Genomic DNA, 21,113 nt, shown 5'->3' with positions numbered 1-21,113 from the left:
TTTGATATTCTATTTTTTTCAACAGATAAGCATTATCCAAAGATTTGAAAATACTAAAGTCAATTTTACTATCTGATTGTTGTAGAATCAGCTGCAATTGTTACACGTTCTTTCTTGAGAGTTTTCGTAGTAGGAACTGCAACCGGCATCTTTCTTAGTTGTGGCGCTATTTTTATCGATTGTTTGAGCACAACAGCATCAGTCAGCACAAAAGGGGTTGGCATCATCCAAGGCTCTCTTTTTATAATTGAAAATAGTGGATTGTGCAGCAGATCAAAGGAACTTTCTAATAATTCCATATCAAAAACCGACCTAATATTGAGATTAAATTCCATTTCTAAAGGCGCATTTTCTACTACATAATAATTTAATAGTTTCTTTCCTTTTCGATTAAACTGCGTTCCTTTTTGATTGATATGAGTGGCGCCATTTGCTTTCAAAGAATAGAATTCTATTTTTTCATTTGCAAAAATATCATAACGATTTACCGCTCGGTTGGGAGATATTCGAATTTTAAAATAGCGTTTATTTCCAGCAACGCTATCTTTCAAGAATTCGATTGTAGGTTTTTGGAGTGCTTTTATTGGAGCCGGAGTAGCATAGGTAAAACCAGAATTGTATTTACTAAACAACGGACTTTGATTTAAAGCTGTCGCAGGCGTCGGGTTTTTACCCAAATAGTTTTTAGTCCAAGTGTCGAGATTTACATCATAAGTCGCCCAGCTTGCCTTGTCAGTGTCTGCATCATAGATATACACTAAGCTGTTCGATTTTGCCTTTCCCGCTTCATAACCAGATTCGAAATGTGCTTTGGAAAAAAATCCAATGGAGAGCACTAGAAAAAGAAACGACCACCATCCTTTTTTGGAGAAATTCCCTAAAGTTGGCAGCAATAATCCAAAAGTTAGAACAGTAAGTATAGCACTTCCGAATAATACTTTTAAGCCTAGACCTATTGGGAACATTTGGATAAAGGGAACTAATAGCAATAAAGCAGGAATACTGAAAATGAGATTTATCGCATTATTTGACTTTTGAGTAACGACATAATATCCAAATAGGAATAGTGCACAATAAACAGGAATAATCAAAAATCCGGCGCCTTTTAAGTAAAAAGCCAAAAGGCTATTTAGAACTAACCAAATAAATAATGGTGCTACAAAGTGATTTATAGTTGCTTTTTTGGACGAAAAAAACTGATAAAATAATAAAGTAATAGCCAATGCCAGTAATACAAAAGCGGCTATGTAAGCATGTCCATTATAGGTAAAGCCATTAAGGAGATCATTGTATTGTGGATAGAGTTTCAGTAATCCTTTCCATCCAAAAAAAGTAATAGGTCCGCTTACAATCAATGAACCTAATAAAGGTATAAATCCTCTGGCAATTCGTTGAATGGTCAATATTTTTTTAGCAATTCCGATGAAAACTAATATTAAAAACAGAATAAATGCTACAATAACCATTGGTAAAACCCAACTAAAAGGATAGCTTACAAAAGTAAAAGGAATGGTGAAATAGACATAATCTTCTTCGGATACAGTGGTATTCAAATCAGCATTCGAAAAATAACTAAGCAAAGGCATTAAGTAAGTTCCTTGGTGTGCTAATGTGTTTTTGTTTAAATGTTTGACGTCGTCCTGGGCAGTATGGTAATTGTAATGGTCGTCAATAAAAGCGAAATTGTATCCTTGAATGTTCTTTTGTTCTCTAAAAACCGTTAGGTCAGTATCATTAGGCAGCATTTTGTAAATACTGTACATTAATGAATTAGATACTGGAAATGTCGCGTTTGCTGCGGCAAACTCTTTTACCAGACCAGCGTTTCCGCCATTTGTTTCCATCAGCATGTAACTAGGGCCAGAAGTACCACGTGCTTCAAAATTAAGAACGAGTCCCACTTCTTTTGCCCAATTATGTTGCGTTACAAAAAGTGCCGCTCCATTTAGTCCTAATTCTTCTGAGTCCGAAAACAGAATGATAATGTCATTTTCATGTTTTTTCTTAGTGTGTAAAAAGGCGCGAACATTTTCTAATATTGTTGCTACACCAGAGCCCGCATCGCTTGCTCCCGGAGAGAAAGAATGTGGTGCACTGTCATAATGAGAAAGTAAAAGTAGTGCTTTCGGATTATTAGAACTGCCTTCTATTCGAGCCAAAATATTTTTAGACTTTACCAGATTTCCCCATTCTGTCAAAGTATATCCTTCTTGGATAGTCGTTTTTAGGCCTAAATTTTGTAATTCTTTTTGCAGATAATTAGCAACTTGCGTATGATTTTGAGAACCAACATAGTGTGGTTGTTTCGAAATTGCTTTTACTTTTTCTAATGCTCTTGCAATCGAAAATTCAGAAAGCGGAACAGCTTTGTTTGAAGTCCACTGTGGCATCATCGTAAAGAAAAGTAGTGCAAGAATAGTTAAAATAAAAATAACGGCAAAAAGAGAGGAGAGGCTTTTTTTCATAATTTGGAAGTTGGGGCAGGCGTTAAATGTCTTTTTTGACTAACATATAAAAATCATTATCTAACAACATATAGCCTTGATCATAGAGGAAATAGTAGGTATTTCCAGTTTTTGTATTCAAGATGTTAGTGAAAAATTCAAAATCAAAACCTTTGCTAAGCAGTTTTGCTCGCGTTGTTTTAGATTTACCTTCGGTATTTAGACCAGAAAGAATGCGATAATTTTTGCGCAACTTGTTGTTGATGTTGCGCATATAATTATTACTGTCTTTGTTAATCTTGTTATTATAGGCATTGCGGCAACCATCGCTGCAGAACTTTTTGTCCTCTCGGCCTACAATCTTCTCGCTACATTCTAAACAGACTTTCATGATTTTAATTTTTTCAAACTATATAAATCGTGTCTTCTGTCTTTCATCGTATTTACGCTTCCGTGTTCGTGCAGCTCTTTCAATAAATTAATATCTACATCTACAATTAAAGTCATCTCAGTATTAGGAGTTGCTTCGGCTTTAATTCCGTTACTTGGAAATGCAAAATCCGATGGTGTATAAACAGCCGCTTGTGCATATTGAATATCCATATTATTTACTTTTGGTAAATTTCCCACACATCCTGCAATTGCAACATAGCATTCGTTTTCAATTGCTCTGGCTTGCGCACAATGTTTGACACGAGTATAGCCGTTTTGAGTGTCTGTTAGGAAAGGAACGAATAAAATGTTCATGCCTTGATCTGCCATTAGACGGGAAAGTTCCGGGAACTCTACATCATAACAAATCATAATTCCTATTTTTCCGCAATCAGTATCGAATGTTTGAATGGTATCACCGCCCGTAATTCCCCAATGAAAAACTTCGTTTGGTGTAATATGAATTTTGCGGTACATTTCATTTGTACCGTCCCGTTTACAAAGAAAACCAACGTTATATACGTGTTCATTTTCGATAAAAGGCATGCTTCCTGTTATGATATTGATGTTGTACGAAATAGCAAATTCCTGAAACTTTAATTTTACAGCTTCGGTATGTTTTGCTAATTCTCGAATCGCTTCTGCTTCTGACAAATGATTGAAATCAGCCATTAATGGTGCTGTGAAAAACTCTGGAAATAAAGCAAAATCACTTCCATAACCAGAAACGGTATCAATAAAAAATTCTGCTTGGTCAAAAAGGGATTCTAAATCAGATAGGGAACGCATTTGCCATTGGATTAATCCAAGTCTGACAATGCTTTTTGTAGTGTTTATTAGTTTTGGACTGTCATCATAGTATATATTGTTCCATTCTAATAAAACAGCATATTCTAAAGATTCCGTATCTCCTTCTAGATAATTTTTAATTACACGAAGTTCATGAAAATCATTACTTAATTGAAATGACAAAACAGGATCGTAGATTTCTTTTTTCTTTACTTTTTCAATGTAAACTTTAGGAGTTATCTCATCTTTAAATTTTCCGTAGTTTGGGATTCTTCCCGCAAAAATGATGGACTTCAAGTTTAGTTGCTCGCATAATTCTTTTCTAACGTCATATAAACGACGACCTAGGCGAAGTCCACGGTATTGCGGATTGATAAAAACATCAATTCCATATAATACTTCTCCTTCAGGATTGTGAGTAGAAAACGTAAAGTTTCCAGTTATTGCTTTGTAAGATCTTGTTTTAAACGCGAAGTCTTCTGTAACTAAAAGTGATAGTGCTGAACCAACTACAATTCCATCTACTACGATTACTAATTGTCCTTCGGGAAATTTTTGTAATAAAAGTTCGATTTGATCTTCTTTCCAAAATGATTCTGCCATCTCAGGATAAGATTGAATCATCGATTTTTTTAATTCTTTATAATCTTCAATTTGTAAGTTGCGTAACTCAATAGATTTAATAGTCGCTGGCATAAATAAGTTTTAATTTTCGCTAAGATACGGAAAATAATATCCGTTTACAAACGGTTACAAATATTTACAACCGAAAGTAATTGAACGTTAACCGAATAAATTTCAGTAAGCGTCTAATCTTTGCAATGTCGGAATCAAACAACAAACATTTCGATTCTATAAACCACGAAAAATCTGAAACGAGTTCAGATAAAAAATTTTAAATTTTACACGCCATGAATGCATTAAGAAACAGAGTACAGTTGATTGGACATTTAGGAAATGATCCAGAAATCAAAAACTTCGATGGAGGGAAAAAATTAGCCAACTTTACATTAGCTACAAATGAGAGCTACAAAAATGACAAAGGAGAAAAAGTTGAGGAAACCCAATGGCACCGATTAATTGCTTGGGGGAAAACTGCCGAAATCATTGAGAAATTTGTTACTAAAGGTAAAGAAATCGCAATTGAAGGAAAGTTAACTCATAGAAGTTATGATGACAAAAATGGCGAGAAACGCTACGTTACTGAGGTAGTCGTATCAGAAGTGCTTTTGCTAGGTAAGTAGGCTAATATGGTTTAAAAAGAAGTCCCGGTTTACCGTTTTATATAAACGTGTTCACCGGGACTTTTATTTTTATGGAGAGATCACTATTTGTAGCCAAATTTACTCCTTAGGCAAATCAAATCTAGGGCATCGTTTGCATCTTTTGTCTTCATTTTTTAAATATTTTTCACAACATTCAGACTTAAGACCTTTTGCAAATTCGCCATTTTCAAGGAGCTTATTTTTATCCTTTTTAGATTCTTTATTTTTCTTCTTTTTACCCAATTTGTAAAAAATTAAAACTTGAAAATAGCAATCTTATTTTTCGAATTTTCGAAAAGGGAATTACTTTTTAGCTCCATTTATATTTGGTTGTTGAATATCCCTGTCGAATAAGTACAATCCACCTTTGTCATCGCCTATCAAGTTGATCTTATCTAGTATTGTTTTTGCTACCGCTTCTTCTTCGATTTGTTCCGCTACGTACCATTGTAAAAAGTTATGGGAAGCATAATCTTTTTCGGTAAGGGAAATATGAACTAATTCGTTAATTGAATTGGAAACGAATACCTCATGTTTGTATAGCTCTTCAAACATCTCTTGAAATGTTTCGTAATTTGTTTTTGGAGATGTAAGTTCAGTAACTTGAGCGTGACCTCCACGTTCATTTATAAATTTCATTAGCTTAAGCATGTGTACGCGTTCTTCATCAGACTGCGCATACATGAATTTTGAAATTCCTTCTAAACCATTAGTCTCAGACCAAGAAGCCATAGAAAGATAGATTTGGGAAGACTCTGCTTCGATGCGAACCTGCTTGTTCAAAGCTGTTTCAATTTTTTTAGATAGCATAATAAAGTGTTTCTTGTAAAGTTACAAAAAAGCAATTAGTATTGGCTCATGATTGTTTGAAAAAACCCTAGTAATGGCATCAAATTAACACTTTTTATTAGGCCGTGATGGGATGAGTGTAGAAATGGAGATCGCGCTTTTGTTGTTTTAAATAAGCATTCATTTGCTGAAAGAAATGTAAAAGTTGGATTCTAAAAGTAAACGAATTGTAAATTGCAAAAGTGAATTAATTCTAAAGAAAAAAAAACAGCTTAAAAAGAAATGAGCCCGATACAATATCGAGCTCATGATTCTAAAAGAAATTAAAATTTTCTAGTATAGACTTTGATTCGAAGTCTGGCTACAAATCAAATCCAATTTTAACGCCTAATTTGTCGGCTATACTTTATTTTTAACACTCATAGAAGTTGAAATGTCTTTCAGGGTTTTTACCTAAAAAAAATGAAATGTTCTGAAGAGTTTGAACCGGAAAACAGCTCCTAAAATGAGGTAGTTGTTGTATTTTTCATATATGGTCTTAAAGGTAAAAATGATTCCTTTCAATTCGACTGTAAAATTATAATTTGAATGATTATGTTTGTAGTAATCAACGCCTAAAAAATAATATGCTTTTTAATAGTGTAATTTTTATACTTTTTTTACTACTCATTCTAGGGCTTAATTTTTTGTTGCGGAAAAATTCATTTGGGCAAAAAATTCTATTGTTATTGGCGAGCTTGTTTTTCTATGCATACTGGGATTGGAAATACTTGGTAATATTGCTATTTTGTATTTGTTGTAATTATGTTGTTGGATTGAAAATTGTTTCTAGTATTAAAAATTCAAAAATATATCTGATCGCGGGGATAGTTTTGAATTTAGGTATTTTGGTTGCGTTTAAATATTTTAATTTCTTTAGTGACTCTGTAGTTGCTATCTTTAATTTTTTTGATTTAAGTGTTAATTCTTTTACATACGAAGTTTTACTTCCAATTGGGGTTTCATTTTATACTTTTCAAGCTATATCGTATATTGTAGATGTTTATAAATTGAGAGCAAAACCAATTTTGAGTTTTCTAGATTTTGCCTTGTATTTAAGTTTTTTTCCTCAGGTTATTGCAGGTCCGATTGAGCGTGTAAATAGATTTTATCCTCAGTTAAAAGGGAAATTGATGCCAACCTATGAGCAATTCAAAGAAGGCTTCTTTTTATTCACAATTGGTTTGTTTCAGAAAGTAATGATTGGTGATGCTTGTGGCAGAATTGTCGATACTATATTTTTTGATTTAAAGCACTACACTTCTTTTGAAATACTAAGTGCTTCCTTGCTTTTTACTTTTCAAATTTATGCTGATTTTGCTGGTTATTCAAATATGGCAAGGGGAATTGGACTTTTCTTTGGAGTTCAATTATCTCAAAATTTCAAACAACCGTATTTCTCTCGAAATATTCAGGAATTTTGGCGCACATGGCATATCTCGTTGTCAACTTGGCTTAAAGATTATCTGTATATTCCTCTCGGAGGGAGTAGGAAAGGGAAAATTAGGGGTTTTATAAATATATTAATAGTAATGCTTTTGGGAGGATTATGGCACGGCGCGAGTTGGAATTTTGTTGTTTGGAGTGCTTATCACGCAATTGCGCTAGTGCTTTTTCAAGTATTTAAGCCAAAGATTAAATTCAACTATATCAGTATAACACTTACTTTTCTTTTTGTTTCATTGGGTTGGGTGCTTTTCCGTTTAAATTCTTTGGAACAGTTTGAAAGTTATATTATTCAAATGAAATCGTTAACCGTGGGTCCGTTTTACCTACGATTTCTGAAAATGATTGTCTCTTTTGGCAGCGTATTATTTTTAATTGATTGGTTTCAAAGAAGATTTAATAGTGATGCTTTTCTTATCCATTTCAAAAGTCAAAGTTTGGCATTTGGAATAGCTTTGAGCCTTTTCTTGGTTTGCATTATTTATATATCGATAAAAAAACCTTATCCCTTTATCTATTTTCAATTTTGAAGAAAAGAATAATAAACATATTACAATTTAGTTTCGGCTTTCTTTTGATGATGCTGTTTCTGGAATTTTATTTAAAAGGCAGTGAAATAAAAACATTGTATAAAACCATGAATGGTACTGTAGGGAGTACCTATCAATCTAATGCGGATGTTCATATAAGTAAAGAAGGGTTTTATTTGGGAAAGACGAATGCTTATGGTTTTATAGGTGATTTAGGGAGTTATTCTAAAAACAATTTTAATATCGCTTTTTTTGGAGACTCATTTACGGAAGCCTTTCAATTATTTGAACCGTATAATTTTACTAGCATTACAGAAATAAAATTAAACAAGGTGCAATCGACAAAGGTCGATGTGCTGAATTTTGGGATTAGTAATGTATTGTTAAAAGACATTTATATCAGGAAGAAAATGCTTGCCAGTAAATTTGACATTGATTTGAATGTGTATTTTGTTGATAATATTCAATTTGTCGACTATCCGGAAGGTGTGTTGAATTCTCTCGATTTGAAGATTGAAAAAGAAAAAATTCAGGTGGTAGAAAGTAAATCCAGTTCTTATTTACTTTATCAAAAAATCCATTTTCTTGTAGATAAGTCGTCATATACTAACCTATTTTTAGATTTGTATTTACTTCATAAAAGAGGACTTGCTTATCAAAATATTTTCGATAAATTTATTCAAAACAAAGGAAGCACCATTTTTGATACCAGAATTGTTTCGGAGAATATGTTTGAAAATATGCCAATGATTAATTCAAAAATTTTAGCCGAACTCGCAAAAGAAAACACTGTTTTTATTTTTAAAGAAACGATTGATCCAGATGTAGAAAAGTTACTATTAAAACATCAAATTCTTTTTTTTGAAACAAAGCCAACGTTAGATTCTATGCGAGATAGTGGAATGAATCCTTATTATTGGGAAAGGACTCAAACGATGGGACATTTTAACTATGTAGCACATGAAAAATTGGCTTCATTTATGACAGGGATAATTTTACCATGTGTAAAAAAATAATTGAGGTAATAGACAGTGAATTAAAATACAAAAGGCACAAAGTTTATCTATTAAACTCTGCGCCCTTTGCGTATTCTTTATTTTAAACTTTGCGGTTGAAAGCTACAAATCAAATCCAATTTTAACGCCTAATTTGTCGGCTATAATTTTGGTAATTCTTTGTTTTAATTCAGGTATTTTGATGCTTTCGATAACAGCATTCGAGAACGCATACATCAATAAAGCCTTAGCTTCTTTTTCTGGAATTCCACGTTGACGCATGTAGAACATAGCCGTTTCATCTAATTGTCCGATGGTACAACCGTGTGAACATTTTACATCATCTGCAAAAATTTCTAGTTGAGGTTTAGCGTTTATAGTCGCTTTATCACTCAACAAGATGTTATTGTTTTTTTGGAATGCGTTTGTTTTCTGGGCCTCTTTTTCTACGAAAATTTTTCCGTTGAAAACACCGATTGAACGGTCAGAGAAAATTCCTTTGTAGTCTTGGTGGCTTTCACAATTTGGAGTCGAATGTTGCACTAATGTATAATGGTCCACATGTTGTTTTTCGCCAATAATTGTAATCCCATTCAAGTAACTTACTATTCTTTCTCCAAAGTGGTAGAAATTCAAGTTGTTTCTTGTTAGGTTTCCACCAAAAGAAAAAGTGTTTACTGCAACGCTACTTTCTTGTTTTTGCGACACAAAAGTGTTGTCAATTAAGTTAGCGGTTAGCTTGTCATTTTGAATCTTATAGTAATCTACAATGGCACGTTTTTGAGCAAAAATTTCAGTCACTGAATTAGTCAATACTGGATTTTCATTCAAACTTTGGTGGCGTTCCATAATTTGCACATGTGAATTTTCACCCACAATCACTAAGTTTCTCGGTTGTACCATCAAAGCAGATTCATTTCCCGTTGAGAAATACATGATTTCAATAGGTTTATCAGCTACTTTGCTTTTCGGAATGTTGATGTAAGCTCCTTCACTAGCAAAAGCTGTGTTCAATGAAGTTAAACTATCCTCTTTATTAGCAATTTGATTATAGTAATTGTCAATAATCATTTTGTATTTTGGTTTATTCAATGCCGATGACATTAAACATACATCGATTCCTTCGTGTGTTGTAGATGATAAATGCGAACTGAAAACACCGTCAATAAACACTACTTTATAAGTGTCTATTTCATGTAAAAAGTATTTTTTTACGTCGTTAAATTCAACTGAGGTTTCCTGCTTTGGAAAAACAGTAAAGTCATTTTTCAAGAGCGCATTTAGCGAAGTATATTTCCAGGCTTCCTCTTTTTTTGTTGGGAATCCCTTATCTTCAAAGTTTTTCATGGCTGCCGCACGCACATCATAAAGTTCTGTGTGAACATCGATGCGCTCTTCAAAAGCCATAAAAGACGAAATTAATTTTTCTTTCAAATCCATTTTATTTAGTTATGAGTTGTGAGTTATGAGTTATAAGTTTTGAAAACCGCTAACTGAAAACTGTTAACTAATTTATGCTTCTTGTTCTTGTTTGATCCAGTCGTAACCTTTTTCTTCTAGTTCATGCGCTAATTCTTTTCCACCAGATTTTACAATTTTTCCATTGTATAAAACGTGTACAAAATCAGGAACGATATAGTCTAATAATCTTTGGTAATGTGTAATAACAAGGATGGCGTTTTTGTCACTTTTCAACTTATTAACTCCATTAGCAACAATTCGAAGTGCATCGATATCTAAACCAGAATCTGTTTCGTCAAGAATTGCCAATTTTGGCTCTAACATGGCCATTTGGAAAATTTCATTACGTTTTTTCTCTCCGCCGGAAAATCCCTCATTAAGAGAACGAGATAAAAATTTTCTATCAATTTCTAATAATTCTGATTTTTCACGAATCACTTTTAGCATTTCGTTTGCTGGCATTTCCTCTTGACCGTTTGCTTTTCGCGATTCGTTAATCGCTGTTCTAATGAAATTAGTAACTGAAACTCCAGGAATTTCAACAGGATATTGAAACGAAAGGAAAACTCCTTTGTGTGCTCTTTCTTCAGGAGCTAATTCTGCTAAATCTTCTCCTTCAAGGCTTACAGATCCTTCAGTCACCTCATAAGTTTCGTTTCCAGCAATTACTGCCGAAAGCGTACTTTTTCCAGATCCATTTGGTCCCATTATAGCATGAACTTCTCCAGCTTTAATTTCTAGATTTATTCCTTTTAATATTTCTTTATCCCCAATTGAGGCGTGTAAATTTTTAATTGATAACATAAACGTTTTGTTTTATATAAAGTCTTAAAAAGATTATCCTACAGATCCTTCTAATGATATTTCTAATAATTTTTGTGCTTCAACAGCAAATTCCATTGGTAACTTATTCAATACATCTTTACTGAAACCATTTACGATTAAAGCAATTGCTTTCTCAGTAGGGATTCCACGTTGGTTGCAATAAAAAACTTGATCTTCACCAATTTTAGATGTAGTTGCTTCGTGCTCAATTTTTGCAGATGGATTTTTACTTTCGATATAAGGGAAAGTATGTGCACCACAATTGTTCCCCATTAATAAAGAGTCACATTGAGAAAAGTTTCTTGCATTATCAGCATTTGGTGAAATTCGAACTAAACCACGGTAGCTATTTTGTGATTTACCCGCTGAGATTCCTTTAGATATAATAGTAGATGAGGTATTTTTTCCTAAATGGATCATTTTAGTTCCCGTATCAGCCTGTTGGAAATTATTGGTAACGGCAATCGAGTAAAACTCACCAATTGAATTGTCACCTTTTAATATAACAGATGGATATTTCCAAGTTACGGCAGAACCAGTTTCTACTTGTGTCCAAGAGATTTTTGCGTTTTTCTCACAAATTCCTCTTTTAGTCACAAAGTTGAAAACTCCACCTTTACCTTCTTTATTTCCAGGATACCAGTTTTGAACAGTTGAGTATTTAATTTCGGCATCGTCTAATGCAATTAATTCTACTACAGCAGCATGCAATTGATTTTCGTCACGACTTGGTGCGGTACAACCTTCAAGGTAACTTACATAACTACCTTCATCAGCAATTAATAATGTTCTTTCAAATTGACCTGTTCCGGCTTGATTTATTCTAAAGTAAGTCGAAAGTTCCATTGGACAACGAACTCCTTTTGGAATATAACAGAAAGAACCGTCAGAGAAAACAGCTGAATTCAATGCGGCATAAAAATTGTCTTTTTGTGGAACAACTGTTCCTAAGTATTTACGAACTAATTCTGGATGCTCTTTAATAGCTTCAGAGATACTCATAAAAATAATTCCTTTTTCTCCTAATGTTTTCTTGAATGTAGTAGCTACTGAAACGGAATCGACAACGATGTCCATCGCCACATTATTCATCATCTTTTGCTCATCAATCGAGATGCCTAACTTTTTATACATTTCTAAAAGTTCAGGATCTACATCGTCTAATGTCTTATTAGGATCTACCGCTTTTGGCGCAGAATAATAAGAAATAGCCTGAAAATCTGGTTTTGTATAATGAACGTTAGCCCATTCTGGCTCGGTCATTTCCTTCCAAGCACGAAAAGCCTCAAGACGCCAGTCGGTCATCCATTGTGGCTCTTCTTTTCTAAGGGAAATGGCGCGAACAATATCTTCGTTTAAGCCAATAGGGAATGTATCCGATTCTAATTCGGTGTAAAACCCGTACTTGTATTCTTTAGTTTCGAGTTCGATTTTTAAATCGTCTTCTGTGTATTTTGACATATTTTTTTTGTCTTAAAGTTTTAAAGTCTAAAGCTATAAAGTCATTAAGAGTATTTCAACTTTATGACTTTCAACATTTGACTAAAGAGAGAAACTCTCTCCGCATCCACACGTTCTATTTGCATTAGGATTGTTAAAAACAAATCCTTTTCCGTTTATTCCGCCTGAGAATTCTAAAATTGTCCCAGCTAAGTAAAGGAAAGATTTTTTTTCCACTGCAATTGTTATTTCGTTGTCAATGAATATTTTATCGTCTTCACTTTTAGCTTTGTCAAATTTTAGATCATAAGACAAACCGGAGCATCCGCCACTTTTCACGCCTACTCTTACATAGTCTGTAGCAGCATCAAAACCGTCCTCTTTCATCAAATCGATGATTTTCTTTTTGGCAGTATCTGAAACCTTTATCATTGTTATATTGATTTTGTCTAAATTAAGCACAAAGATAGTATATAAAAACGTTTTTCCATAATGGAGAACATTTTTATAATATATGACAAAATAGAAAAAGACTATAGAATTTGAATTAAAGCAGATCAATTTTCATAAATTGCAGGCTCTTTATGATAAACGTAAATATTCAGCTAGAAAGTTGTTATTTGTTAAAATGTAAGGCATTGTAAATAGAATCGTAGAATTCTTTAATCTTTCAACTCAAAAAAATGAAATTATATCCTATAGAAACCGGCAATTTTAAATTAGATGGTGGTGCGATGTTTGGCGTGGTGCCAAAAACCATTTGGAATCGTACCAATCCAGCTGATGAAAATAACTTAATTGACATTGCCGCAAGATGCTTGCTTATCGAGGATGGCAACAAGTTGATATTGATTGATACCGGAATGGGGAACAAGCAATCAGAGAAGTTTTTTGGATACTATTCACTTTGGGGTACACATTCCATGGATCAATCTCTAGCTAAATATGGTTTTCATCGTGATGACGTTACTGATGTTTTTATGACGCATTTGCATTTTGACCATTGTGGCGGAAGTGTAGAATGGAACAAGGACAAAACGGGCTTCGAACCAGCTTTCAAAAACGCCAAATTCTGGAGCAATGAAAATCATTGGGAATGGGCTACAAAACCCAATCCTAGAGAAAAGGCTTCTTTCTTAGCTGAAAATATTTTGCCAATGCAAGAAAGCGGACAGCTGAATTTTATCAAAAGGTCCGAGAGTGATTTTCTAGAGCAATCAGAGCTAGGTTTTGGCATATTCTTTGCTGATGGACATACCGAAAAACAAATGATTCCACACATTCGATACAAAGATAAAACAATCGTTTTTTGTGCTGATTTATTGGCGACAGCCGGACACATCCCGGTTCCTTATGTGATGGGTTATGATACAAGGCCATTATTAACAATGCCTGAGAAAACAAAATTTCTCCATGCCGCAGCCGATAATGATTACTATCTGTTTTTAGAACACGATGCGCACAATGAGATTATTACTGTGCAACATACTGAAAAAGGAGTGCGATTGAAGCAAGTTTTTAAAGCGGACGATATCTTAACTTAGTGTTAAACCAACGTTTTTTTGTAACAAAATCATATATTTTAGTCTAATATTTTAAACATAAATAAATTAATAGAATGAATAGTATTAAACCCATTTGTCTTTCTGCTTTTGCAGTATTAGTTCTAGCTGGATGTGGAGCTCAAAAACAAGTTTCAAGTTTTAGTTCTTTAACAGCAATTTCGGCTCCTTTAAACGTTAAAAAAACGGCCGCTTTAAAAGAAAATGAATTAAAACGTTGGAGTCATTTAGACATCATAAACGATACAATTCCAGGAATGAGTGTTGATAGAGCTTATGCAGAACTTCTGAAAGATAAAAAGGGAGTTAAAGTAATTGTTGGTATTGTAGATTCAGGAGTTGATATCGAGCATGAAGATTTAAAAGCGGTTGTTTGGACTAACTCAAAAGAGATTGCGGGGAACGGTGTTGATGATGATAATAACGGTTACATTGATGATATTCATGGTTGGAACTTTCTAGGAGATATCACCAAAGAAAATTTAGAATACGAAAGAATCATTAAAGATAAAAGCTTAGTAAGTGATGTAATTTATAAAGAAGCGAAGAAAATTAATGATGAAAAAATAGCTAAGGCAGAAGCAGGAAAAGCACGTTTAGAAGGGCTTTTAACAGCTACAGCAACTGCAGATAAAGTGATAGCAAAGCATTTAGGAAAGGCTGTCTACACTATTGACGAAGTAAATGCAATTGAATCTAAAGATACTTCAATCTTAGAAAGTAAAGTGACAATGCAAAGAATGCTTTCTTTTGGTATGAGCATTGTAGATTTAGAAAAAGCGATTCAAAAAGATCTTGAAGAAATTATTGCTACTGTAAATGGTGATAATCTAAAACAAGATTATAGAAAAGTAGTAGGAGATAATCCAAATGATATTACCGACACAAAATACGGTAACAATAACGTTATTGGTCCAGATAAAGACGAAGCGCTTCACGGAACTCACGTTGCAGGTATTGTAGCCCAAAGCAGAAATAATTCAATGGGTGGTGACGGAGTTGCTAATAATGTAGAAATTTTAACGGTTCGTGCTGTGCCAGACGGAGATGAATATGATAAAGATATCGCTCTTGGGATTCGTTATGCTGTAGATAATGGCGCAAAAGTGATTAATGGTAGTTTTGGAAAAAGTTTCTCTCCGCATAAGCAATGGGTTTATGATGCGATAAAATATGCTGAAAAGAAAGACGTGCTAATTGTTCATGCTGCAGGAAATGACGCAAAAGACATTGATTTCAGCGATAATTTTCCAACTGATTCTGATGATAAAATAAAAGAGTTTGCTGATAATATGATTACTATTGGCGCTTTGAATTTTGAATACGGTGATAAAGTAGTTGCTAATTTTTCAAACATTGGAAAAGTGAATGTAGATGTTTTTGCTCCAGGAGTAAAAATTTATGCTACAACACCAAATGATACTTATAGATATTTACAAGGAACTTCTATGGCTGCGCCAAATGTTGCTGGAGTTGCAGCCTTGATTCGCTCTTATTATCCAAATTTAACTGCCTCACAAGTGAAACATATTTTGATGGATTCTGGTGTAGCGATTACTGATCTTGTTGTTGTGGGAGGAAATCCAAAAGACAGCCGTTCATTCACAACCTTATCTAAATCTGGAAAAATGGTTAATGCATACAATGCTATATTGATGGCAGAGAAAATGTCTAAAAAATAATTTTAATAATTCTAATTTAATGGAAGGGCATTTGCTCTTCCATTTTTTATTTGTAAAATGATGAGAAAATTACTTTTACTTTCAATTGTCACTCTAAATTTGGGTTCAATTTATGCCCAAAGTTCCAGCTACTGGCAGCAGCATGCCGATTATAAAATGGATGTTGTCATGGATGCAAAAAAATACCAATACACTGGAAAACAGGAATTGGTTTACACTAATAATTCACCTGATACTCTTAGAAAAGTATACTATCATTTGTTCAATAACGCCTTCCAGCCGGGAAGCGAAATGGATGCTAGATTACACAGTATAAAAGATCCTGACGCAAGAATGGTCAACAAAGTTAAAGTGGATGGAAAAGAGGTGAAAGTGAGTCGAATTGAAACTCTAAAGCCAGATGAAATTGGTTATTTACGAATTTCAAACTTCAAGCAAGATGGTGTCGCTGCAACAACTAAAGAAGTGGGAACTATTCTAGAAGTTACTTTGGCTAAGCCAATATTACCTAATTCGAAAACAACATTTACGCTTGATTTTGACGGTCAATCTCCGGTTCAAATTCGTCGTTCTGGAAGAAATAATTCTGAAGGAGTAGAATTTTCTATGTCGCAATGGTACCCAAAATTAGCCGAATTTGATTTCGAAGGTTGGCATGCAGATCCTTATATCGCTAGGGAATTTCATGGTGTTTGGGGGAATTTTGATGTGAATATTACTATTGACAAAGAATACACTATTGGAGGAACGGGATATTTGCAAAACCCAAACGAAATAGGTCACGGATACGAAGATGCTGGAGTAAAAGTTACTTATCCAAAGAGAACTAAAACCTTGACTTGGCATTTTGTAGCGCCAATGGTTCATGATTTTACATGGGCTGCCGATAGAAATTACATGCATGATGTGGTGAAAGGAGCTAACAATGTTGATTTGCATTTCTTGTATAAAAACAATCCAAAGACAACTGAAAACTGGAAGAAATTACAGCCGCTAATGGTTAATATGCTAGATTTTTTCAATAAAAATATTGGAGATTATCCATACAAGCAATACTCGTTTATTCAAGGTGGCGATGGCGGAATGGAATATGCCATGTGTACTTTGATGTTAGGAAACGGAACTCTTGCTGGGATTTATGGGACGGCAACACATGAGTTAGCACATGCCTGGTTCCAACATGTTTTAGCTACAAACGAATCAAAGCATCCATGGATGGACGAAGGTTTTACGACTTATGTTCAAGATTGGGCTGAGAATGAATTGTCAGATAAAAAAGTGGAGAACCCGTTTAAAGGAAATTACAACGCGTATTACAAATTGATAGAGTCAGGAAAAGAGCAAGCGCAAAGCACGCATGGAGATCGTTATGATGAAAACAGACCGTATAGCGTTTCTTCTTATGTAAAAGGGAGTATATTTTTATCCCAATTAAACTACGTGATTGGAAAGGATAAATTAGCAGAAACGATAAAGAGATATTATCACGACTTTAAGTTCAAACACCCTACACCTAATGATATCAAAAGAACCGCTGAACGTGTGTCAGGAGCTAACTTAGATTGGTATTTGATGGACTGGACACAAACCACAAATACTATTGATTACGGTATTAAAACGGTTGCTGATAACGGGGAGAAAACTACTATTAGTTTAGAAAGAATTGGAAGAATGCCAATGCCTATTGACTTATTAGTAGAGTATACAGATGGAACAATGGAGAGTTTCTATATTCCGTTACGTCTAATGCATTTTGAAAAAGAAAACCCAAATCCGTCTGTAAAAAGAACAGTTTTAAATGACTGGACATGGGCAGCATCTAATTATGATTTTACAATTGAGAAATCTAAAAGCACGATCAAGAAAATCACTATTGATCCAAGCGGATTAATGGCTGATGTGAAGCAAGAGAATAACATGTATGAAGTGAAATAATAATTCACCTCATTTTATAAACCAAAAAAAGTCTAGTTTTTTAAGCTAGACTTTTTTTTATGTTCTTATTTTCTGGATTATTTTAAATGCTCCAGCATGTCTACCGTCATGGATTCCAAATCAAATTTATGGTTCCAGTTCCAATCTGCTCTGGCTTCGCTATCATCAATACTGGCAGGCCAGCTGTCAGCAATTTTTTGACGGAAGTCTGGCTCATAAGTGATCGTAAATTGTAATCTTCAGGTAAATATCAATAAAAAATTATCCTTGGTAATATTTGTAAAGAATATTTTTCTTACATTAGCAAAAGCTAGACCATTTAAGCAGCTTTCTCTTAACCAAATCATTATGATAAAAAAACTACTTACCCCCCCCCATTTACTTAGGAATTTTCTTAATTATTTTGTTTTGTTCTTGTACTAATGATGACTCAAAAGAAATTGAACTAATAGAAAGGCAACAACTGCAAAACAAATTTTCTTTAGCCAATTTTGATGATGATTTTATTAAAAATAATCTTGTTGTTGATTGGAATGATTTTGTTTTAAATATAAATAAGGATACAATTTCTGACACTAAAGTTTATGAATTCAACACCTCTTTTATAGTAAACGCCTCACTGGATAATGGAAAATTCAAATTAGCTGTTAAATATAAACTCTTAGCATCTAGAAACGGTACTGAGCCTTGGAAATTTGAAATAATAAAATTCCTTTCCAGCGAATCAGATCCAATCGATCTTATAAGTCATTCCTCTCCTTATTCATTTTCAGGAACGCTTTATCACTATAATCTTAATGGAGAAAACACCAAAATGATAGCATATAAAAAAGGGAGGGTAATAAGTAAATTTTTGAATAAAGACAAGTTAGCGAGTAGCATAACGGCTAAAGAACCTTCCATTGGAGGTGATACTGGTGGCTTTTGGATGTTCACCAGAACACAGCATTATACCGACTATTATCAGACAAGTAATTATAGTCAAGGTGTATATACCTATACTCACTCGACTTATAATTATACTTCATCTGAATACGTATGGGTAAGCACAGGAGGCAGCAGCAATGCAAATTATCATAACCATTATGACTATCCGCATGGTACTTCTATAGGCACAAATAATCATCCCAAAGAGATAATCATTGATCCTTCTTTCACAAATAATCCTTGTTTAAAAGGCGTATATGATAAACTAGAAGCGTCTTCAACTTTTAAAAATCAATTAAACAAATTTGATGTTGATTTTAAAGGTGCTAATTTGAGACTAAGCGTTGGGGTTGACCCTGCTTACCCTCCTTCAACAACTGCAATAACTTATGAACCTGTGGATTATTTAATTAATATTATGTTTAATCCAGATCAATTGAAAAGACCAGAGTTAGATATTGCGAGAACGTTTTTCCACGAATTACTACATGCTGAAATATATAGAAAATTATTATCTCTTGCTAAACAGGGCAACATTCCTTGGTCTGCTGATTTTATAACTAGTATAAAAAATGATTATCCCGGACTTACTGAATATTATACAAGATATGAATATAATGTCGCTCCGGGACAACAACCCACAAATACGCAACACGAGTTGATGGCACAACATTCTAGAGACGTAATAGTTAAAGTTTTGCAACAATATGATAATAATCAGCATTCAATAGAGTTTTATGATGCGTTAGCTTGGAGTGGATTAATGGGAAAGGGGGGCAATTTTGATAGTGTTACTTTGTTACCACCATCTCCAACCGTTGCTTGGAAAAATTTGACTCAAACTCAGCGCAAAAAAATTGTGGATATAATTATTAATTTTCAAAATTCAAATCCGCCATGTCAACAATAACAAAAAAAACAATAACAATTCTTTGTTTGGGGTGCTTTTATTTCTTGTTTTCACAAGAAATGAAGAAACAAGAATATACAACAGTTTTGATTGATTTTAAAGATATTTCTTTAGCACATTACTGTATTAATAAATCAATGACAAAAGCTGAATTTAGTTTTTACCTTAAGGGATATGAAACTAAGCATGCGAGAGAGGAAGGAGTTAGAAAATCTAAAAATGGTCTTGCGACTAGTCTAGGTATTCCTACATTTATTTTCACTCTTTATAGTTCTACTATTTTTTCTCCTAAACCAGAAAAACCTGAGAAATTAAAAACTTTAGAAGGAATAAACTATATAACACTAAAAGAATTTCAAAGTAATAATTATCAATGTACTAGTAGTGTTTATATAATTCATAAATTAAAAGACGGCACTTATTTAAAATGGAAAACATACTATTTATCTGAAGAATAAAAATAGTGGTTATATAAAGACTCTACTGTAAGCTCTGCTCTCCGAAGTGTTCCTTTATAGCGCAGATTACTACGCAAATATCTCCTGAATCATTTACTCGTAATTCAAGTTGATAAATTGCTTTCAAACAAAAAAAGTCTAGTTTTTCAAGCTAGACTTTTTTTAAATTCTTATTTTTCCGGACTATTTTAAATGCTCCAGCATGTCTTTTGTCATAGATTCCAAATCAAATTTGTGATTCCAGTTCCAATCTGCTCTAGCTTCACTATCATCAATACTTGCTGGCCAGCTGTCAGCAATTTTTTGACGGAAGTCTGGTTCGTAAGTAATAGTAAAATCCGGGACGTGTTTTTTGATTTCAGCCGCAATTTCTGTTGGCGTGAAACTCATTGCTGCAAGATTGTATGAAGAACGAATTTTTATTTCCTCAACTGGGGCTTGCATAATCTGGATTGTTGCCGCAATAGCATCATCCATATACATCATTGGCATTTTAGTTTCCGAAGATAAAAAGCATTCGTAAGTATTATCAGAAAGTGCTTTATGGAAAATATCAACGGCATAATCGGTAGTTCCACCACCAGGAGGCGAAGAATAACTGATTAGTCCAGGATAACGGATGCTTCTTACATCCACCCCAAATATATTGTGGTAATACTCACACCATCTTTCGCCCGCTTGTTTGCTAATTCCGTAAACTGTTGACGGCTCCATTATTGTATATTGCGGCGTGTTTTCTTTTGGTGTTGTAGGTCCAAAAACTGCAATACTCGATGGCCAGAATATCTTTTTAATTTTTCCGGCTTTCGCCAAATTCAAGACGTGAAACAAAGAATTCATATTTAAATCCCAAGCAAAAGCAGGATTTTTCTCAGCTGTAGCTGATAGTAACGCTGCCATCAAATAAACTTCATCAATTTGATGAAGTTCCACAAGATGCTCAATCTGATTGAAATCTAATGCGTTTACTACTTCAAAAGGACCTGAATTTACAACGTCGTTATTTAATTTTCTAATATCCGAAGCGATGACATTATCAGTTCCGTATATTTTTCTTAATGAATGGGTTAACTCGGTTCCTATTTGGCCACAAGCGCCTATAATTAATATTTTCGTGCTCATTATTGATTGTTTTTGAAGCACAAAGATAACTATTTTACAAATGTATTCGCAGTGTTCCTACT

Annotated in this window: 18 protein-coding genes and 1 pseudogene; 8 read left to right on the top strand and 11 right to left on the bottom strand. The window is 33.8% G+C overall.

Going from position 1 to position 21,113, the window contains the following annotated elements; all coding sequences use genetic code 11:
• Nucleotides 1-68 precede the first annotated feature (68 nt).
• From FQU23_RS03540 to FQU23_RS03530, 3 genes are all read right to left on the bottom strand, one after another.
• Complete coding sequence (locus FQU23_RS03540) at nt 69-2,393, bottom strand: M28 family peptidase (RefSeq protein WP_147672933.1); 2,325 nt, start codon at nt 2,391-2,393, stop codon at nt 69-71.
• Between the two features lie 94 nt (nt 2,394-2,487).
• Nucleotides 2,488-2,835 carry a hypothetical protein gene (locus FQU23_RS03535; RefSeq protein ID WP_147672604.1) on the bottom strand — a complete coding sequence of 116 codons (348 nt, stop codon included), beginning with the start codon at nt 2,833-2,835 and terminating at the stop codon, nt 2,488-2,490.
• Nucleotides 2,832-4,361, bottom strand: coding sequence for a carbon-nitrogen hydrolase family protein (locus FQU23_RS03530; protein WP_147672603.1), 1,530 nt, complete (start codon nt 4,359-4,361; stop codon nt 2,832-2,834). The genes FQU23_RS03535 and FQU23_RS03530 overlap by 4 nt, the downstream gene beginning before the upstream one ends.
• Before the next feature lie 215 nt (nt 4,362-4,576).
• On the opposite strand from FQU23_RS03530, the gene FQU23_RS03525 reads away from it, so the two are divergent.
• Nucleotides 4,577-4,909, top strand: coding sequence for a single-stranded DNA-binding protein (locus FQU23_RS03525; protein ID WP_147672602.1), 333 nt, complete (start codon nt 4,577-4,579; stop codon nt 4,907-4,909).
• A gap of 99 nt (nt 4,910-5,008) precedes the next feature.
• Here FQU23_RS03525 and FQU23_RS03520 read toward each other — a convergent pair whose 3' ends face one another.
• Nucleotides 5,009-5,173 carry a hypothetical protein gene (locus FQU23_RS03520; protein WP_165425718.1) on the bottom strand — a complete coding sequence of 55 codons (165 nt, stop codon included), beginning with the start codon at nt 5,171-5,173 and terminating at the stop codon, nt 5,009-5,011.
• Between the two features lie 60 nt (nt 5,174-5,233).
• Nucleotides 5,234-5,740 carry a ferritin gene (locus FQU23_RS03515; RefSeq protein WP_147672601.1) on the bottom strand — a complete coding sequence of 169 codons (507 nt, stop codon included), beginning with the start codon at nt 5,738-5,740 and terminating at the stop codon, nt 5,234-5,236.
• Between the two features lie 866 nt (nt 5,741-6,606).
• Here FQU23_RS03515 and FQU23_RS03510 point away from each other — a divergent pair.
• Nucleotides 6,607-7,734 (top strand): MBOAT family O-acyltransferase, encoded by a 1,128-nt coding sequence (locus FQU23_RS03510; RefSeq protein ID WP_165425717.1) that lies wholly within the window; start codon nt 6,607-6,609, stop codon nt 7,732-7,734.
• A gap of 107 nt (nt 7,735-7,841) precedes the next feature.
• Nucleotides 7,842-8,750 carry an SGNH/GDSL hydrolase family protein gene (locus FQU23_RS03505; RefSeq protein ID WP_147672599.1) on the top strand — a complete coding sequence of 303 codons (909 nt, stop codon included), beginning with the start codon at nt 7,842-7,844 and terminating at the stop codon, nt 8,748-8,750.
• A 102-nt stretch (nt 8,751-8,852) separates the two neighbouring features.
• On the opposite strand, the gene sufD is transcribed toward FQU23_RS03505, so the two are convergent.
• The 4 genes from sufD to FQU23_RS03485 all read right to left on the bottom strand — a co-directional run bounded on the left by sufD (nt 8,853) and on the right by FQU23_RS03485 (nt 12,887).
• Nucleotides 8,853-10,169, bottom strand: a complete 1,317-nt coding sequence (gene sufD, locus FQU23_RS03500) for a Fe-S cluster assembly protein SufD (RefSeq protein WP_132109176.1) — start codon at nt 10,167-10,169, stop codon at nt 8,853-8,855.
• A gap of 72 nt (nt 10,170-10,241) precedes the next feature.
• Nucleotides 10,242-10,994 (bottom strand): Fe-S cluster assembly ATPase SufC, encoded by a 753-nt coding sequence (sufC, locus tag FQU23_RS03495; protein ID WP_132109175.1) that lies wholly within the window; start codon nt 10,992-10,994, stop codon nt 10,242-10,244.
• 33 nt (nt 10,995-11,027) lie between these two features.
• Nucleotides 11,028-12,476, bottom strand: a complete 1,449-nt coding sequence (gene sufB / locus FQU23_RS03490; protein WP_147672598.1) for a Fe-S cluster assembly protein SufB — start codon at nt 12,474-12,476, stop codon at nt 11,028-11,030.
• 81 nt (nt 12,477-12,557) lie between these two features.
• The gene (locus tag FQU23_RS03485) at nt 12,558-12,887 is read right to left on the bottom strand and encodes a HesB/IscA family protein (RefSeq protein ID WP_132109172.1); all 330 of its coding nucleotides are present in this window, start codon (nt 12,885-12,887) and stop codon (nt 12,558-12,560) included.
• 251 nt (nt 12,888-13,138) lie between these two features.
• On the opposite strand from FQU23_RS03485, the gene FQU23_RS03480 reads away from it, so the two are divergent.
• From FQU23_RS03480 to FQU23_RS03470, 3 genes are all read left to right on the top strand, one after another.
• Nucleotides 13,139-13,999: an MBL fold metallo-hydrolase gene (locus FQU23_RS03480; protein WP_147672597.1), complete on the top strand. Its 861-nt coding sequence runs from the start codon at nt 13,139-13,141 to the stop codon at nt 13,997-13,999.
• A gap of 74 nt (nt 14,000-14,073) precedes the next feature.
• Nucleotides 14,074-15,699 carry a S8 family peptidase gene (locus FQU23_RS03475; protein ID WP_147672596.1) on the top strand — a complete coding sequence of 542 codons (1,626 nt, stop codon included), beginning with the start codon at nt 14,074-14,076 and terminating at the stop codon, nt 15,697-15,699.
• 60 nt (nt 15,700-15,759) lie between these two features.
• A complete protein-coding gene (locus FQU23_RS03470) occupies nt 15,760-17,634 on the top strand; it encodes a M1 family metallopeptidase (protein WP_147672595.1) in 1,875 nt (624 codons plus the stop codon).
• A gap of 77 nt (nt 17,635-17,711) precedes the next feature.
• On the opposite strand, the pseudogene FQU23_RS16140 reads toward FQU23_RS03470, so the two are convergent.
• Nucleotides 17,712-17,867: pseudogene (locus tag FQU23_RS16140) on the bottom strand (NAD-dependent epimerase); the annotation flags it as partial.
• A gap of 170 nt (nt 17,868-18,037) precedes the next feature.
• Here FQU23_RS16140 and FQU23_RS03465 point away from each other — a divergent pair.
• On the top strand, nt 18,038-19,471 hold the full coding sequence (locus tag FQU23_RS03465) for a hypothetical protein (protein WP_147672594.1): 1,434 nt from the start codon (nt 18,038-18,040) through the stop codon (nt 19,469-19,471).
• Nucleotides 19,459-19,929: a hypothetical protein gene (locus FQU23_RS03460; protein ID WP_147672593.1), complete on the top strand. Its 471-nt coding sequence runs from the start codon at nt 19,459-19,461 to the stop codon at nt 19,927-19,929. The genes FQU23_RS03465 and FQU23_RS03460 overlap by 13 nt, the downstream gene beginning before the upstream one ends.
• A gap of 183 nt (nt 19,930-20,112) precedes the next feature.
• Here FQU23_RS03460 and FQU23_RS03455 read toward each other — a convergent pair whose 3' ends face one another.
• On the bottom strand, nt 20,113-21,051 hold the full coding sequence (locus FQU23_RS03455) for an L-threonine 3-dehydrogenase (RefSeq protein ID WP_147672592.1): 939 nt from the start codon (nt 21,049-21,051) through the stop codon (nt 20,113-20,115).
• Between the last annotated feature and the right edge of the window lie 62 nt (nt 21,052-21,113).

It is taken from the genome of Flavobacterium sp. XN-5 (assembly GCF_008033395.2).
Taxonomy (GTDB): Bacteria; Bacteroidota; Bacteroidia; order Flavobacteriales; family Flavobacteriaceae; genus Flavobacterium; species Flavobacterium hiemivividum.
This window is presented reverse-complemented; position numbering and strand designations above follow the sequence as displayed.